The sequence below is a fragment of the Saprospiraceae bacterium genome (genome assembly GCA_016719615.1).
GTDB lineage: Bacteria > Bacteroidota > Bacteroidia > Chitinophagales > Saprospiraceae > Vicinibacter.
In genome coordinates this window covers 361,390-377,855 of the sequence record JADJYQ010000007.1, presented here as the reverse complement: position 1 = coordinate 377,855, position 16,466 = coordinate 361,390, and the positions used below count along the sequence as shown (strand labels likewise).

Sequence of the window (16,466 nt, the reverse complement as noted above, 5' to 3'; positions counted from 1 at the left end):
AAACAAAATTCTCAAAGCTCAAGTTTAAGTAGTCCTGAGACAAACCGGAATTCCAAATTGTTGCAGCGAATCTACCGGGATGGCTGTGTAATCATTTTCCATTTCTCCCAGCGTTGGCGTATCGTTAAAGAAATTTTGTAAATAATATTTACCGCTGTAGCCTTTGTTCTTTAAATAAGCTACCATTTGTTTTAAGTAGTTTTCATCAATGAGTTTTGAATGAACAGTTGTTCTTACTTCGAAGGGAACAGTGTTATGTATCAAAAGGTCCAGTGTCTTTTCAAAATTGCGGAAATGATCGGAACCGGTGATTTTATGAAACCTATCCTGGAGGGCTTTAAAATCAAGTGCAACATAATCGACCAAATTTTCGCGTAGGAGCCTGGATAAAGCTCGTGGGTTGGAGCCGTTGGTGTCAATTTTAACCAACATGTTGCGGAGTTTGATGTTTTTGATGAACTGTTCGATCCGAATATGCAACATGCATTCGCCACCACTAAGCACCACGGCATCCAATAAATTTTTTCTGGTGTCGAGAAACTCCAGAACTTCATCATAGCTCATACGCCCTTTGCCTTTGACGATGTCTATATTGTAACAATATAAACAGCGCATGTTACAACCAGCAAACCAAACGATACAGGCTATTTTGTCGGGATAATCGAGTAACGAAAAGGGTGTAATATGATAAATGGGATTAGCCATTTTTTTGCTCTATAAAATGTATCCTTTCTTTGTGTTCACCTTTTTTGCCTATGTTGAAACTTTCAACCGGCCGATGATAACCCATCACTCTGGTGAAGATAAGACATTTACTTCTTTTTTCCTGATGTTGTTTGAGGAGTTGGACGTTTTGTTGTTTGGTTTCCATAACTAGTTTTTATTTGAATCGGTTAATAAAGTTTTTAATAAAAGTTCATCGCATTGCGGACAATATTCGTGTTCACCGCTGAGGTAGCCATGTTTGTTGCAAACACTGAAAACGGGCGTCACTGTGATATAGGGCAAGCGAAAATTTGAAATGACTTTTTGAACGAGTTTACGGCAAGCTTCCGGCGAACTGATTTTTTCCCGCATGTACAAATGAAGCACGGTGCCCCCAGTGTATTTACATTGCAGCTCATCCTGCAATAACAAAGCTTCAAAAGGATCATCAGTATAATTTACCGGGAGCTGCGAGCTATTGGTGTAATAAATGTGATCGCCATAACCAGCTTGAAGAATATCCGGAAATCTCTTTTTGTCTTCTTTTGCAAACCGATAAGTGGTCCCTTCTGCAGGTGTGGCTTCCAGGTTAAAAAGATTGCCCGTTTCTTCCTGGATGTTCGACATTTTTTTGCGGATATGTTCCAGTATATTCAATGCCAGTTCATGTCCTTCAGTATGAATGATGTCGCATTGATCTCCGGTAAAATTTCTGATCATTTCATTCATGCCATTTACGCCGATCGTCGAAAAATGATTTCTGAAATGAGGTAAATATCTTTTGGTATATGGAAATAAACCCCGATCGTATAATAGCTGGATAAATTCACGTTTTTTCTCCAGACTTGACTTTGCCAATTCGAGAAGGTGATTGAGTTTATTGTAAAGGCCTTGTAAATCATGTTTGTGCAAATAACCCAATCTTGCCATGTTTAAGGTCACAACACCAATACTACCGGTCATCTCAGCACTCCCGAATAATCCGTTTCCTCTTTTCAATAATTCTCTTAAATCCAATTGCAAACGGCAGCACATACTTCGTATGGCATTGGGTTTGTAGGCATAGGGATTTTCAATTTTATTTCCCTGTTCATCTAGAATGTATTGACTTCCAATGAAATTCTGGAAATAGGAAGAACCTATTTTTGCTGTATTTTCAAACAACAAGTCTGTGTTTTCACCATACCAGTCAAATTCTTCTGTTATATTAACTGTTGGAATTGGAAAAGTAAATGGCTGTCCGTTGGCATCTCCTTCGGTCATGACGGTATAATAGGCCTTGTTGATCAGATTCATTTCTTCTTGAAAGTGTTTGTAACACAATTCTGTCAATGACGAAACGCCCTTTTTTTGTGCGGAAACTAACAGTTGTTCGGATGAATTCCCCTCAAACAAATGTCTGGCATTTCGGGTAGGAATCTGTTCTTTGAGATCATTCGGTACCACCCAGTCCAAGGTAATATTGGTAAACGGCGATTGGCCCCAGCGTGCAGGCACGTTGAGATTGTAAACAAAACTTCTGACGGCTTTTAGTACTTCATCAAATTGCAATTGATCTTTGAAAACGTAAGGTGCGAGGTAGGTATCAAAAGAACTAAAAGCCTGGGCACCCGCCCATTCGCTTTGTAAGATTCCCAAAAAGTTGGCCATTTGCCCGAGCGCTTCCCGAAAATGCGATGGCGGCCTGCTTTCAACGCGACCGCGTACTCCGTTGAAACCATCATTTAATAAAATTCGCAAACTCCAACCGGCACAATAACCCGTAAGGCAATCGAGATCATGAATGTGATAATCTCCGTTGCGGTGTGCATAAGCTTCTTCTTTTGAATACACTTTATCCAGCCAATAATTGGCGATCACCTTTCCAGCAACATTATTGATCAGTCCCGCACTTGAATAGGAAGTATTGGCATTGGCATTAATTCGCCAGTCTTTTTGGAATACATATTCTTCAATAGTTTGGGAACAATCTATATAAGTCGTATCGTCATTGAGTCCGTTTTGATGTTCGCGTTGTAATTTTCGCGTATGTCTGTGAAGTATAAATGCGCGCATGGTAGTGTAGTGGGCTTTCTTGAATAATTCTTTTTCAATGATGTCCTGAATTTCTTCAACGGCCCAAATATTTTTTGATTCAAGAATTTGAAGAACACTTCCAATCAAATCCAGATCTGGTTCCAACTGTTGACCTTTAAATGCTTTCGTGATGGCGTCTTCTATTTTAAAAGAGAGAAATGGATGGTAATCTCCATTGCGTTTGATTACAAATTGATTCATAGTTTGGGCAATTAAACTTTCTCAATAAATTCATCCCGTGACCCTTGTCATACATATCAGAATCACGCTGAATGGTAAATTATATCAAATTAGTATGCACAAATATATAAAAAAGATCAAATAGTCTTAAATATATATGATATTTTTTTTTAATATTTTAATCGAATATAAATATCAGATAACCAGTAAATTACAGAAAAAATAAAATTTGGTAAGATCAAAATGGCATCAGATACGCATTTTTTTCGATTTGATATTACTAGCGAGGTCTGCGAGTGAGGTTTCCTCAAATTCTTTCTGAAGCGAGCCTTTCACATTTTTCCAGAAATTATGAACGGGGCAAGGTTCGTGCGATCCGCAGCCGGGCAAACCCAAAAGGCATTTTTCAAAAAAATCTTCCCCTTCAAGTATATGAACAATATCGATGAGAAAGATTTCCTCCATGGGTTTTTTAAGCAAAATGCCGCCATGTGGTCCGCGGTGTGAGGCCAATAAGTCATGTTGGGTAAGGACCTGAAAGGTTTTGGTCAGAAAATGAAATGAAATATTGAGTTCTTCTGAGATCTCCCCAATGTTGATATACTTTTCTTTTTCGTTTTTAGATGCCACATAGATCAGGGCTCTTAAACAATAGATCGTGGCTTTTGAAAGTGTGCGCATGGAGAAATACTATTTGGCTGATTCAATCCCAAATATAGTCAGAAATTGGTTTTTCTGCCACAACCCCTTTGGTTTACTGAAATTCCCTTAATATTCCTGAAGGTTGAAGTTATCTGAATCCATATTCATTTTCTTATTCAAAGTTAGCATTGGATATTTAAACTTGTTAATGAAGCAGAGGTATTAAAAAAACAAGGTCTCTAATGAAGAATCAATTTTTTTTATTGCAAAATCAAAATATTGAATACTTGTATAGAGAATCCAGTTTCGAATTTTTTACCTGAACGAAATTTTAAATAGTAAAATCCTGTGCAGGAGTGAGCTTTACCAATTGAATTTTTTCATTGAATTGATTTTGTTTCAATTCATTTTTGACTTGTTCGTTGAGTTGTTTGATTTCATTTTGATTGGGGTCTTTTCCGGTTTTATTTTTTGCTCTAGCAATGTAAAAATCATTCGAAAATACACTGACGTTCCGGAGCGCTTTGCTGTAAAATTTGGACCACGTTGAGCACTATCTCCGAAAAAGCTAACGCATTTCATCAATGCTTTTTGGTGGAATACTTCTTGTCTGCGTTCAATCATTTTTTGATTAATCAATACATTTCCCCGTTGGACTCTGAAACCGCAAATAGGCGGTGCTTGACATAAGTTTGAAAGCTGATCATACCTAGCCGAGAAGGCTGATGATGAAGATAAAAATGAGCGAACTCCGCCAATTATTTGTTTTCATCCCGAGTGTTATTCTTTTTAACAATAAATCCCATCAAAGTATAATTGCGACAAGTAACTCTTAATATATTTAAGACTAACAAACCTTTAATTAAATTGAAGCCAGCAAATTTTTTAGCAATAAAATGAAACTAGAACAGAATCTAAATTTATTTTGATTTAAGCGAGCGGAAAAGTCCACATGGCTGCCTAATACTCAGAAAGATTGCCAATATTATTGCCTGGTGTGTTTAAAGATCATACAAGGTCCAGGCCTCCGCTTTCCCTTCAAACATTAACCTGGTTATCTTCCATGTGTTGAGAAATAATTCAGATTGACGATAATTTTCAAGATCCTTTTCCTCATTCCATTTGCTGAGGGTGAAAATGAATTGGGGTTCATCTTTTGATTGAAGTAATTTTACAGAAATGCAACCTTCACAGGATAGTATGGGCAGTTTTACTTGTTCGAATAAATTTTTAAAATTATTTATTTCAGATTCACGGAAGCACATTTTTACTATTCGAGTGACCATATTTTGTATACCTGAGATTAAATAATTGTAAAAATAACAGGAATCGAATTTTTAGTTTCAGAAATTTTGAATAAATCCATTTTAAAACGCATATTTGTAATCTATTATTTATCAACACCTAAAATATCATTAATTGTCACAAAGTGAAATCATCCTCACCCTGGAAAATCTGGATCCCGTTGCTCTTTTCGGCGAAAATAACAGCAAACTGAATCTGATCCGAAAATCTTATCCGGATACCATCATTACTTCAAGAGGTTCTCTCATTAAAATTACGGGCAAGAAGAAGGATACCCAAGCTGTCAAAGAGAAAGTTGAAACAATGGTTAGAATGCTGAGGGATAAAAAAGACTTAAGTTTTCAGGCTGTTGAAGATCTCTTACAAGGAGAAAGCCCGTATCAGCAACCCGTTGGACCCAATGAGAATAAAATGGTCTTAGTGCACGGTCGGGATGGAAGAGTCATCTACGCTAAAACGAAGAACCAACAAATAATGGTGGAATCCAGTGCCGAAAATGATGTGGTCTTCGCAATTGGTCCAGCGGGGACCGGTAAAACCTATACCGCCGTAGCTATAGCAGTAAGGGCGTTGAAAAACAGGGAAGTCAAAAAAATTATATTAACGCGTCCGGCGGTCGAAGCAGGTGAAAGTTTAGGTTTTCTTCCGGGAGATCTCAAAGAAAAAATTGATCCTTATCTTAGGCCACTTTACGATGCACTGGATGACATGATCCCTGCGGAGCGCCTCCAACAGTTTATGGAAACCCGGGTATTAGAAATAGCACCACTTGCTTTCATGCGGGGTCGAACTTTGGACAATGCATTCATCATTTTAGATGAAGCTCAAAACTGTACACCACTTCAGCTCAAAATGTTTCTTACCAGATTGGGTCCATCTGCAAAATGCATTATAACGGGCGACCTCTCTCAAATTGATCTTCCTTACAAACAGGTCTCAGGGCTGCGGCATGCGACCAAATTATTGCAAAATATCTATGGCATTTCAACTGTTTATCTTAATCGTGAGGATGTAGTACGACACCGACTCGTCAAAGAAATCTTAAAAGCCTACGACAAACGCGATGCAAATAGGCCGGCAGATGAGGAGGAGTAGAGCTAAGAGCTAAAAGCATAAAGCTAAAAGGCTATAAGGCTAAAGGTAGTTGGCAGTTAACAGTTTGCAATTCCCAATTTAAAAGGCCATAAATTGCAGTCCCTTCATAAATGATGATTCTAGGTAAAAGTATATTGAGTATGTGGTAAGCAAATGATAGACATTAGTACACCCCCGACTGTAAGAAAAAAAATTCGATTCCTATATCGTTTCAAAAATTATAGTTTCAGACAGAGGCAGGCAATCCTTGTTACCCGATACTATCCCGCAATGAGAGATTCTTATGAAATAAAACGCTTTAATGAAGTAAGCTAAAAGAAAACATCATGTGAATATTTATTGAATGTTTTGTTTGAAGAAAGAATTTATTTTATAAAATCTTGAAATCAGAAATTGCCGCTTCAGACAATCATAAATTTACAAGACCTAAATTAATGAATACTAACATTTGTTAGTTAAACTCAAACTTTAAGCTTTTCCCTTCAGTCTTTTCCCTTTAGCCTCAATCTATATTTCTTTTCCGAAAAAATGATTCAAATTCGTGCTGATGCTGATTTGGCTACTGCCACCGGCTATGTGGTAGGATGCATAGGAGTAATCGAATTTGAATTTGTAGATTTTAATTCCGAAACCACCGGAAAGACCGGACAAACTTCTGTAGTCAGCCAGAGATAGTTCGCGATTGCGAAGATTGTTATATCCAAAACGCAACGAGAAATTTTCTTTTTTACCAATATTTAACTCAACGCCAAATACAAAGTGCCTAAGTGCATTTGAAAACGATTTTGAAAAATCGCTGTCTTCATTGGTATCGCCAAAAAGAACACCATCATCCTGCAAATCAGGATCGTCATAACGCACATTCCATTTTTGAAGATGTTGAATTCCGATGTGATAGATCAGTGGTAAATGTTTTAATTTTTTAGAATATGCTAGTTGGACTTCAAATGGTAGTTTTTCTGAAGTCTGATGGTATTTACTTAATTGAAATCCTAGGTGCTTAAACAAAAGACTCAAGCCGAATTTTTTTTCAGGATTGAAATAAGAAACTCCGGCATTTAAACTCAATCCCTGTGATGAATATAAATCGAGACTTGAAGATATATAATGAAGACTGGCTCCTAGCTGAATGCGTTCTTTGATTGTTTTTGAAGCCGCAAGATAAATATCCGAATCAGATGCTTTAAAACTTCCATTTGAATTACCGAATGGGTCTGTGCGCGTAATATCCCCATAATTTGCATAGTGGATGCCAAGCTGTAAAGCAATATCTGCGCTGTCCAGGCCATGTGTATAACTAAAATGCCCAAATGAAATATCAGAGAAATAGGACAAGCTTGAAAAATGAAGAGCACCACTCATCTCAGTATTTAAGAGTGAAGGATTTAAATAAACTGCTGCCGGATCATTGGCCCGCCACGATATGGGCATTCCACCTAAAGCACTTATGCGTGCGCCAGGTGAGGTATTCATAAATTGGTAAATGTGTTGACCACCTGTTTGGCTAAACACCAAACCGGTAGAGAAAATACAGATAAAAATTAGTTTATAATGAGTGAATCTTTTTTCCATGTTGTTGAACATTTACCCATGTCGCATTGCATTATTTTAATCAGAATACCGCTGGTATCGTACAATTTCAATTCACCATGTTCAACAGGACCTTCAAACTGGTGATATACCCCTTCAGCTTTTAATCTGCCATTTTCATGGTATTCTTTGAATGGTCCCATTTCAACATTTTTATCAAATGTAACGGTTTCTTTTAATCCGCCATGAGGATAATAAACCTTGACCAATCCGGTCATTTCATCATTTATATATTCAGCCTCGAGCTGAACTGCGCCATTGTTGTGGTAAGCTTTAAATGGGCCTTGGTATTTATCCTGATCGCGGGTTTCTTCGCTAATCAGTTTTCCATCCAAATACATTTTCCGAAGACCATGAATTTTCCCATTTAGATAAATGCATTCTTCCAATATATTTCCACCATCATCAAATCTCTTGTAGGAACCTTCGCGAATGCTGTCCTTTCCTTCTAAACGAATGCTATAACTTTCGAAGGTCCGGCCATTTTCATATTTGGTTTCGACCTGTTTGATCCCTTTACACGAAATCAGGAATAGGATACTCAACAAGCTAAATCCAACAATCGAACTTTTCATAATGGCTATAACGATAAAAAACCGATATCATTGTTGAGTGGGCATCAAAAAAAAAGCCCGGACACTATGTACCCGGGCTTCAAATGTTCATTTTAATGAGTTGACAAAACTAGAAAAATTTGCTCCTATTATCGGCAACCTTATATTTCTTTTTGAGAGAAGGCATGATATAATTCATGACTACATTTTTCGCAGGATGCACATAAAACGCACGGAAGGCATCGAGATTTGCTAAAGGTGGAGGAATGTTTTTCTTAAGAACTTTACAAACGAAAACACCCTTTTCGCCCATAAGCGGCTGTGAAGTCTGACCTTCTTCCAATTTTGTGAGATTCGAAATGACTTTTGATTCTTCTCCATAATTTGTAATATAACCGCTAAATGGAGAAATATTAATTGCAGTATCTATTGTATTTAAAGTGTATTCGCCGAGGACAAGAGTAAGATCCGTAACATTTCCTATTTTATTTTTGATCTTCTCATAGCGTTTGCGCTTGAGGATTTCATTCTTAAACTGATTGCGGAATGGTTCAATCGAAGCTATACCCTTTGGAACAATTTCTGACAAACCAGCAATGACATATTTGTGAGTGTACTTTTTGACTTCTTCCTGAATACTATAAACTTCTGGGCTTACATCCCCTTCATTGGTAGATTTTGCAAATGCCCAGCGCACAATATCTCTGGCAGTATTATTTGAAAAAGCCCCGATCGTAGCAATTTGATAAGTATTTTCAAATAAATTTCCGGCAACTTCCAATTTGTATTTTCCTTCTTTATTGAGCGCTTCTTCTAAAGCTGAAAGTGTTCTGTTTTCCTGAATCAGCGTTTGGGCATAATCGTATAAACTATTGGCAACTTGTTCACCCGGGAGAATTGTTTCGCCTATGGTTCCAAGATGCACTTCTATGGTGTTATTATTGTAAGCAGCATCTTCCAAATATATTAGGTGTAATCCAAATTGTGAGAGTACAATTTTGAGTTCACCTTTTTTCATTTGATAAAAAATAGCATCATTAAATGGTTTGACCATTTTGCCTTTTGTGGTATATCCTAAATCGCCACCTTTTATAGCTGATCCTTGATCTTGGCTAAATTTCATGGCAAGTGAATCAAAACCTGAAGTACCATTTTTTACTAAATTGGAAATGCTATCCAATAAGCTCACTGCAGATAAGTATTGTTCTCTTGTTTGAACACGGATGAGAATATGGCTTGCTTTTACAGAATCAGGAATTGCTTTTCTGTTCAGGACTTTTGAAATCCTGTATTCTCCATTGTCAATGTAAGGGCCATAAACAGAACCCACCGGAATTTTGAAAAGTGTATCCTGAATGGCCGGATTTAACTCAAAAGCTTGTTTGTATGCATCTTCCCAAGTACCTAAATTGCTGATAATAAAACTGGAATCGTTGGTACTCGTTTGAAAAGCATCTATTTTAGAGGCTATTGCTTCTCTTAGTGTTGCACTATCTTCGGACGTTGGGATAATTTCCAGAATTGCCAATTTAACGGTACGGGTTTCTTCTTCTGTGCGAATGGACGCTTCCTTTTCCTTACGCATCGCTTCATAATCACTTTCTTCTATTTTTATTTCCTCCTCATCGATGGCGTTGTAAGGAATCACTCCATAGGCAAAATCAAGTCTGTAGTTACTTTCGTATTGGTTGCGTTCGACCATAAAATTGGGCATGTACAGAGATTTAGCAACGAGGTTGTTTAATTTCGAGTGCATGCGGTCTTTATTCACTTCTTTTTCCTGGACCAACCAAAAGTCCTTAAGTCTGGGGTCAAGACTTTCATCCTCAAGGCCTTGTTTAAAAACGTTTAATTGTTCGCGATTGATCGCGCCGGTATTTGGGTCCGTAAAATTCCGCTGAATGATAGGTGATAAATTGTAACCGAACTGCAATTCCTGCATTTCGCCTTCACTGATGCCTGTGCCGGTATGTTTTGCCTCAGCTTCCAGGATACTTTTTTCCACAAACTGGTTCCAGAGATAATCTTTTCGTCCAAAGTAGTCAACTTCTGAATTGGCATATAAAACGCGTTCAGTATTCTGAAATTCTCTCCAACTCAAATCCTGACCAGCTGCTTTACCTACAGAATCTGGATTATTGAATAAAGAAGCAGACCCTCCGGATGTCATATCCATCACAATAAAACCTACAAGTGCGAGGGCCATAAGTACAGTTACAACCCACAAACGTTTACGGATACTAGCAATCATTCCCATAATCGAATCTTTAATATATTGATGTTCAAATAATTAGATGTAAAAAACCAGCTTAAAAAGCATTTTTTTAAGGTTTGCAAAGGTAATAGGATTCCCATTTATTTTTATTGTAAAATTTTGAAAATCTGCCCTTTGCCAAAAATCAGTGGAATAACCAGCAGTTCCTCAAACTAAAAAGGGCCCAAGTCAAAGGCTGAAGCTTTTTTGATGATTTAGCCATGATTCGATATTTTAAATAGGTCAACAGCCTGCTATCCTCCTCAAGGAATTTGGCTTTCTATTAATGAAGTCTAGACAAGCATTCCAATGTGTGCATTTTGAAAATTTTCCTTTTGAATTTCATTAAATCATTTGATGGCCTCATTGAATAAATAACAGCTTAGATTTCATTCAAATAATTTGTTATGTAAAGTATGCAATGTTTGTTTTGCTCCTGTTCTGAAAATTCTATGCATAGTAAATTCAGACGCAGCTGTCCAACTGCGTGAAAAAGGACGATTATACACCCAGTTAAATGAACAAGATGAGACACACATTGTATTCCATTTTATTTTGGTCATGTTTGCTATTTATAGCTTGCGACGAAGATGTACCGAGCGGAAAAAACACACATGAGCTTCTCCATTTATCATCGGAGCCATACACGCTTCGGGCCATTGATCACTATTTGTTGTTATTAAAAAATGATGCTACAACAAATGATGATGTATACATTCTAAGAAGGGACTTTAAAGAAAATTTCACAAAGTCCTTAGAACTTGCCAGCATTGATGAAACACAAAATGGCATAGAATTAAGGTTGGTGGATGGACAATCTATAAAACTTTCAATTCAAAGTAAAGACCGTGCAGATTTTTTCGGAAACAGTTTATCAAAAGTTAGCGGCGCCTATCATCACAAGTTGTTTTATAACCAGAATGGAATTTTGGATGAGCCGGAAGTTGAATATATTAAATGCAAATGCTATACTAATTCAACTAGTGAAAAATGCGATGCCGGAGGTAAGGGGTCTCCAGATTGCAATATTTCCGGTTCTGCTACCGGAGCCGGGACTGGTATCCAGGAAAAATGCAGTGTAAAATGTTCATCTGGTTTTTATGCTTGTTGCAAAAGTGTATGATCAGAAATTCAATTATTTTTTAATCATCTAAATTTAAAACATGAAATTTATTAAGCTTATATTATTAATGGCAACATTATGTCCAATACTTTCTTGCGATTCTGAGCGTGAATTTGCAAAAACTGATAGTTTAATGACCCGATCCGAATCAATGGATTACCATATGATAGGTGGCAATGGTTATGTTGTCCTGTTAAAATCACAAGGGACTTCGAGTGAGGCTATTTTTGTTTTGTATACGCAGTCCAAGCACTTATTTCAACAAAATCTTAAATTACATGCGGTACGTGAAGTTTTCAACGGACTGATCATCGAACTGGTGTCTGGTAAAACAATTCGGTGGTCTGTTGGGCCGGATGTAACGGCGCATTATTCGGGTTATGGTTTGACCAAGGTAAGTGGCCCCGAAGTTTATCCATTCTTCTATGGAAATGGTGGTCCACTGTCGGATCCTGACGTAGAAGAGGTCAGTTGTAAATGCAAAGCAAATACTGACAAATCAAATTGCGACCATGGAGGAAAGGGATCAACAGAATGCACTATTGAACACGGCGGGACATTGGTTGGGTCCGGGATTCAAATGAAATGTGGAGTTAAATGCGAAACGGGATATTATGCTTGTTGCAAAAATCTTTAGGCAACGGTATGCCCCAATAGCATTGTTTTTCAACAAATCATCTATTCAATTTAAAAGGAAATCCTCTGTTCAATATTTTCGGAAAAAAAATGCTTGAAAAGTAATGAATACTCAATTTAAAATAGAAACTCCTTGAAGACTTTATAACAATCGAGTTTATCCTAAAAGTGTCAAGTGTTTGCCACAAAGGTGAGTGAACGCGAAAGACTATGTTAAATGATGAATAGCTTGGACCTTCGGTATTCGGTTTTGTCCCTTAGTCTTAGCTTTTTAGATGAAACTCCAAAGATCTTTTGTGCAACATTTGAAAGGAATTGGATGCATGTTTAAAATGATTCCTTCCTGATATGTCCTATTGAATGTGTATAGCTGAGATTTTTTTTGATTTTGGTTTATAAAGCTTTTCATTTGTTTTGTGATTTGCCATAGTGGAAGCAGCTATTTTTGGCTGCTTCCATTATTTAAGACCTATGCTTGTTTCGGTTGAATTTAAACTTCATTTGATGCCATTATTTTTAAATGATCAAGTCACTTAAAAATAATGAGATAAAAGTTTTTTCTGTTTTCTAAACACAATGCCGTTGTATGTTCTGAGTATATGGGGGTAATTAATTTTATGTACGTTTCCAGGCAATTATATAGCAAAAACTAACGTTCGTTAGAAACTAATGTAAAAAATGAAAGACAATCATAGGTGATATTGATAAGTTATAGAAAAGTAGTTTGAAAACTGCATTTCAAGTTCCGTTTGGCTTGCAATGCTAAAAGATAAATTTTTAATGTTAGTAAAATCATTCAGAAAAAAAAGTATCAATAGTTTGAATATTATCAAACATGTTGGGCCGTGCAGATCTAATGTATATTCCTTTTTGGCTTCGCAAAATGGAGCGCTTTATTGGAGAATCTTCATGTTATAGATGGTCATAAAATAAATCAAACCATCTTTGATTTGTTTGAAATTTTAAAAAAGGATTACCGTCTTTTCTAATAAAACAGCAGCTTCTTTATATTCAAAGCCATAATTCTTGAATGAGTTTGAACCTGATGATGAAATCAGAAGGATTACAATTCTTCTATTGACTTGGCATTAAAAATATTCATGGTGTTTTGTAAACCTGCAAAACAAAAAGAAAGTGAAGCTTCAGCAGCCAGTGTTTTTATTTTATCAAAGTGCTTCAGTTCGTCTTGATTCCATTTGCCCAAAACAAAATCAACTTGTTTGCCTTTAGAAAAAGTATTGCCAATTCCAACCCGCAATCTGGCATATTGATTACTTTCGAGATTTTGTTGGATGTCTTTTAAGCCATTATGCCCACCATCTGAACCATTGGGGCGAATTCGAATTTTCCCATAAGGGAGGTTTAAATCATCTAAAATTACGAAGAGATGGTCCAGAGTTATGTTTTCCTTTGTCATCCAGTATTTAATGGCCTTACCGCTCAGATTCATGTAGGTAGTGGGTTTGATCAGGATCAATTTTCTTCCTTTATAGGACGACTGTGCAAAATGAGCTAAACTGCCTGTTGAAAAACTGGCTTGAAGTTTTGTGGCCATTTCATCGACTACATCAAATCCAATATTGTGCCGTGTACCGAAGTAGTCTTTGTCCATATTTCCTAAGCCTGCAATAAGATATTTCATAGAATTTTCGCAAAATCGATGCAAAGTAATAAACAAACGATAATCTGACGATATGAAATCGGGGGTTTCGCGATTCTGAATTTAATATGCATTATTTTTTATTTCATTTAATATTTTGCCGAGGTGTTCAGCGGGGAGTTTGTAAAGAGCTTGACTATATAAAATATAAATGCTTTTTTCATAACTCGTTCGTTTAACTTTGTGAAAACACCAGTTGTGACCATTCCACTTTTTTTGCGTATCATTCGAAAAGCGAGTTTAAAGCGATTGTGGAATTTTAGTTTGGTCTTTGTTTCCTATTATATTTCAAGGATACTGGGAAAACCTGTACAGTGGGGTTTGCCAGTTTCCATTTCTATAGAGCCAACAACTGCTTGTAATTTGCGTTGTCCGCAATGCCCTTCAGGATTGAGATCCTTCCAAAGACCGACAGGACATCTGAGTTTGGAATCTTATCATCAGTGGATGGTTAATTTGTATCCGCAGCTTTGGATTCTTAATTTTTATTTTCAGGGAGAACCATTTTTGCATCCTGAAATATGCACAGCAATTTTTCAAGCGCATCGGGCTGGAATATTTACATCCACTTCAACAAACGGTCATTTTTTATCGCCTTCAGTGTCGGAAGAAATTGTTCATTCGGGACTGGATCAACTCATTATTTCTGTTGATGGAACCAGTCAGGAAACATACCAGCAATACAGGGTTGGCGGACAATTGGATAAAGTGATAAACGGAATAAAGAATTTGGTAGAAGCTAAATCCAAGCTTTCCAGCCAAACGCCCTATATCATTTTCCAATTTTTAGTCGTGAAGAAGAATGTTCATCAAATGTTGGATGCAAAAAAGTTGTCAAAAGAATTGGGATGTGATGAAATTCTTTTAAAACAGCACAGATTTATGATTATTCAGGAGGGTCTGAATTGATTCCGGAGTCAGAAGTTTATTCAAGGTATCAAAAACAAAAAGATGGCCAATATAAAATTAAAAATAAATTGATGAACCACTGCTGGCGATTGTGGAATGCCCCGGTGATTACCTGGGATGGAAGGGTTGTTCCCTGTTGTTTTGATAAGGATGCACAACATGTTATGGGAAACGTGCAATCAGAAGAATTTGGTGAGATATGGAAGAATAAAACCTATAAAGACTTTAGACAGCATTTATTGAAATCAAGGAAAAATATTGATATATGTAAAAACTGTACAGAGGGGACCAAAGTATGGATTTAAAGATCGGAAATTCACAATTTTATAAAACTTTTAGGGTAAGATTCGGGCATAGAGCTACCCGCTTGATTGGCAGTATGTTAGATTGAATTGTAACGTATATTGTCGGAGCCCGGTTAATAATTTTTAAAGCATAAAAAATTGAATATGTAATCATCAATAAACCAGATATGTATGTATTGTAAAAATTTAATTCTTTGATTTTGAGCGATTTATAAAATTTTCTCAAGAAATCTTCTGAACTTTGTAGTTGGCTTTATAATCAGGATAATACATATTTTTTATTATTCGATACCGAACATTGTCAACAACAATGTAGAAAAGCGAAGCCTTTACGAGTATTCAAAAATTGAGTTTGTCATTGGCAAACCGACAACAATTATACAAAGCTATGCTTCCAGGCAATTTTTTTAAAGTCATCGTTCAGGGAAAGTTTGAGTTTGGAAATGAAAAGTCTTACCAAAAAGTCATCCAATTATTTGAACAAAAATCTGAGGTTCTTTACAAAAAAGAACTATTGTTTAAAACAACCGAACAGTTGTTTGTACCCGAAGATTTTAGTTTGACCATTAATCGTTTTATTGGTACAACTTCCGAAAAAATCTGGAAAAACACAGTCAGCTTATTGGAATATTGTGCGCAATTTTCTGCTTCAGGTAGCCTGAATGCATGGATGGCAGACAATGGCACTATTTTGCAACATGTACATATTGAGCCCAAAGGAGAAAAGTCATCTGTGATGTTATACCTGGAAGGTAAAAAACTTGCTGAACAAACAGGTAAGGAACTTGAGGCTATTCAATTATTGACAGACGCTATTGAAAAATACAACAGACATTCACAGGCATACGAAATTAGAGGGTATGTAAATTTTCATTTGAAAAATTACGAAGACGCGCTCTATGATTTTAAAAAATCTGTTGCCATTGACAATATGAATGCATCTTCGCATTATGGTATTGGTCGCACTCTCATGGTTAAAAATGATTATCCGGCTGCCTTGGAAAGTTTTGAGCAATCAATGAAGCATTCTATCGCGCTTCAACCTTTGCATTGGGCATCAAGACGCGCCAAAGGAAATTGTCATCTTGAAATGAAAGCGTTTGAGCTCGCGAAATTTGAATATAAACTGTTAGTTGCCCGAAAATTTCCGGAAACTGATCCTAACTTCAAACATATTTCAAAAACCTGGTTCAACTATGGTAAAACATTATTTGCCTTAGGTGAACTTGATGCAGCTCTGGATGCCTTTGATAAAAGTCTTGAAACCAATGGACTTGCAGATTTAAATAACAAAGCAGAAGTATTTATGCAACGTGGTTTAGCCAGAAAAGCAGCCGGTAAGGCAGATTACATTCTCGATCTTAAAAAGGCAGCAGAATTGGGCGATGCATCCGCTACTCAATTTTTGGCTCAACTGTCTTAATGTAAACAC

General features: G+C 36.7%; 13 protein-coding genes and 1 pseudogene. 5 read left to right on the top strand and 9 right to left on the bottom strand.

Annotated elements, in window-relative coordinates; genetic code table 11:
* Positions 1–24 precede the first annotated feature (24 nt).
* From IPM92_16210 to IPM92_16190, 5 genes are all read right to left on the bottom strand, one after another.
* Complete coding sequence (locus tag IPM92_16210; protein MBK9109866.1) at positions 25–705, bottom strand: anaerobic ribonucleoside-triphosphate reductase activating protein; 681 nt, start codon at positions 703–705, stop codon at positions 25–27.
* Positions 698–871 carry a hypothetical protein gene (locus tag IPM92_16205; GenBank protein ID MBK9109865.1) on the bottom strand — a complete coding sequence of 58 codons (174 nt, stop codon included), beginning with the start codon at positions 869–871 and terminating at the stop codon, positions 698–700. Before IPM92_16205 ends, IPM92_16210 begins: the two co-directional genes overlap by 8 nt.
* A gap of 2 nt (positions 872–873) precedes the next feature.
* Positions 874–2,982, bottom strand: coding sequence for a ribonucleoside triphosphate reductase (locus IPM92_16200; GenBank protein ID MBK9109864.1), 2,109 nt, complete (start codon positions 2,980–2,982; stop codon positions 874–876).
* Between the two features lie 228 nt (positions 2,983–3,210).
* Entirely contained in the window at positions 3,211–3,642 is a 432-nt protein-coding gene (locus IPM92_16195) for an Rrf2 family transcriptional regulator (GenBank protein ID MBK9109863.1), read from the bottom strand.
* Between the two features lie 962 nt (positions 3,643–4,604).
* Entirely contained in the window at positions 4,605–4,889 is a 285-nt protein-coding gene (locus IPM92_16190) for an antibiotic biosynthesis monooxygenase (protein ID MBK9109862.1), read from the bottom strand.
* A 133-nt stretch (positions 4,890–5,022) separates the two neighbouring features.
* Here IPM92_16190 and IPM92_16185 point away from each other — a divergent pair, with 133 nt between their 5' ends.
* Positions 5,023–6,003 (top strand): PhoH family protein, encoded by a 981-nt coding sequence (locus IPM92_16185; GenBank protein ID MBK9109861.1) that lies wholly within the window; start codon positions 5,023–5,025, stop codon positions 6,001–6,003.
* Between the two features lie 507 nt (positions 6,004–6,510).
* Here IPM92_16185 and porQ read toward each other — a convergent pair.
* The 3 genes from porQ to IPM92_16170 all read right to left on the bottom strand — a co-directional run bounded on the left by porQ (position 6,511) and on the right by IPM92_16170 (position 10,404).
* Positions 6,511–7,575, bottom strand: a complete 1,065-nt coding sequence (porQ, locus tag IPM92_16180; GenBank protein MBK9109860.1) for a type IX secretion system protein PorQ — start codon at positions 7,573–7,575, stop codon at positions 6,511–6,513.
* Entirely contained in the window at positions 7,545–8,168 is a 624-nt protein-coding gene (locus IPM92_16175; protein ID MBK9109859.1) for a toxin-antitoxin system YwqK family antitoxin, read from the bottom strand. The genes porQ and IPM92_16175 overlap by 31 nt, the downstream gene beginning before the upstream one ends.
* 109 nt (positions 8,169–8,277) lie before the next feature.
* Positions 8,278–10,404, bottom strand: a complete 2,127-nt coding sequence (locus IPM92_16170) for a peptidylprolyl isomerase (protein ID MBK9109858.1) — start codon at positions 10,402–10,404, stop codon at positions 8,278–8,280.
* Between the two features lie 523 nt (positions 10,405–10,927).
* On the opposite strand from IPM92_16170, the gene IPM92_16165 reads away from it, so the two are divergent.
* The gene (locus IPM92_16165) at positions 10,928–11,524 is read left to right on the top strand and encodes a hypothetical protein (GenBank protein ID MBK9109857.1); all 597 of its coding nucleotides are present in this window, start codon (positions 10,928–10,930) and stop codon (positions 11,522–11,524) included.
* A 40-nt stretch (positions 11,525–11,564) separates the two neighbouring features.
* Positions 11,565–12,161, top strand: coding sequence for a hypothetical protein (locus tag IPM92_16160; protein MBK9109856.1), 597 nt, complete (start codon positions 11,565–11,567; stop codon positions 12,159–12,161).
* Between the two features lie 1,062 nt (positions 12,162–13,223).
* Here the strand turns inward: IPM92_16160 and IPM92_16155 are convergent.
* Positions 13,224–13,802, bottom strand: a complete 579-nt coding sequence (locus IPM92_16155) for an aminoacyl-tRNA hydrolase (GenBank protein MBK9109855.1) — start codon at positions 13,800–13,802, stop codon at positions 13,224–13,226.
* 243 nt (positions 13,803–14,045) lie between these two features.
* On the opposite strand from IPM92_16155, the pseudogene IPM92_16150 reads away from it, so the two are divergent.
* Together IPM92_16150 and IPM92_16145 are read left to right on the top strand one after the other, a co-directional pair.
* Positions 14,046–15,034: pseudogene (locus tag IPM92_16150) on the top strand (SPASM domain-containing protein).
* A 358-nt stretch (positions 15,035–15,392) separates the two neighbouring features.
* Positions 15,393–16,457, top strand: coding sequence for a tetratricopeptide repeat protein (locus tag IPM92_16145; GenBank protein MBK9109854.1), 1,065 nt, complete (start codon positions 15,393–15,395; stop codon positions 16,455–16,457).
* Positions 16,458–16,466: the final 9 nt, after the last annotated feature.

What these genes read in the sequence shown, in the direction of transcription:
- IPM92_16210 (MBK9109866.1), bottom strand. Translation starts at nt 705, where the DNA reads ATGGCTAATCCCATTTATCATATTACACCCTTTTCGTTACTCGATTAT.
- IPM92_16205 (MBK9109865.1), bottom strand. Translation starts at nt 871, where the DNA reads ATGGAAACCAAACAACAAAACGTCCAACTCCTCAAACAACATCAGGAA.
- IPM92_16200 (MBK9109864.1), bottom strand. Translation starts at nt 2,982, where the DNA reads ATGAATCAATTTGTAATCAAACGCAATGGAGATTACCATCCATTTCTC.
- IPM92_16195 (MBK9109863.1), bottom strand. Translation starts at nt 3,642, where the DNA reads ATGCGCACACTTTCAAAAGCCACGATCTATTGTTTAAGAGCCCTGATC.
- IPM92_16190 (MBK9109862.1), bottom strand. Translation starts at nt 4,889, where the DNA reads ATGGTCACTCGAATAGTAAAAATGTGCTTCCGTGAATCTGAAATAAAT.
- porQ (MBK9109860.1), bottom strand. Translation starts at nt 7,575, where the DNA reads ATGGAAAAAAGATTCACTCATTATAAACTAATTTTTATCTGTATTTTC.
- IPM92_16175 (MBK9109859.1), bottom strand. Translation starts at nt 8,168, where the DNA reads ATGAAAAGTTCGATTGTTGGATTTAGCTTGTTGAGTATCCTATTCCTG.
- IPM92_16170 (MBK9109858.1), bottom strand. Translation starts at nt 10,404, where the DNA reads ATGGGAATGATTGCTAGTATCCGTAAACGTTTGTGGGTTGTAACTGTA.
- IPM92_16165 (MBK9109857.1), top strand. Translation starts at nt 10,928, where the DNA reads ATGAGACACACATTGTATTCCATTTTATTTTGGTCATGTTTGCTATTT.
- IPM92_16160 (MBK9109856.1), top strand. Translation starts at nt 11,565, where the DNA reads ATGAAATTTATTAAGCTTATATTATTAATGGCAACATTATGTCCAATA.
- IPM92_16155 (MBK9109855.1), bottom strand. Translation starts at nt 13,802, where the DNA reads ATGAAATATCTTATTGCAGGCTTAGGAAATATGGACAAAGACTACTTC.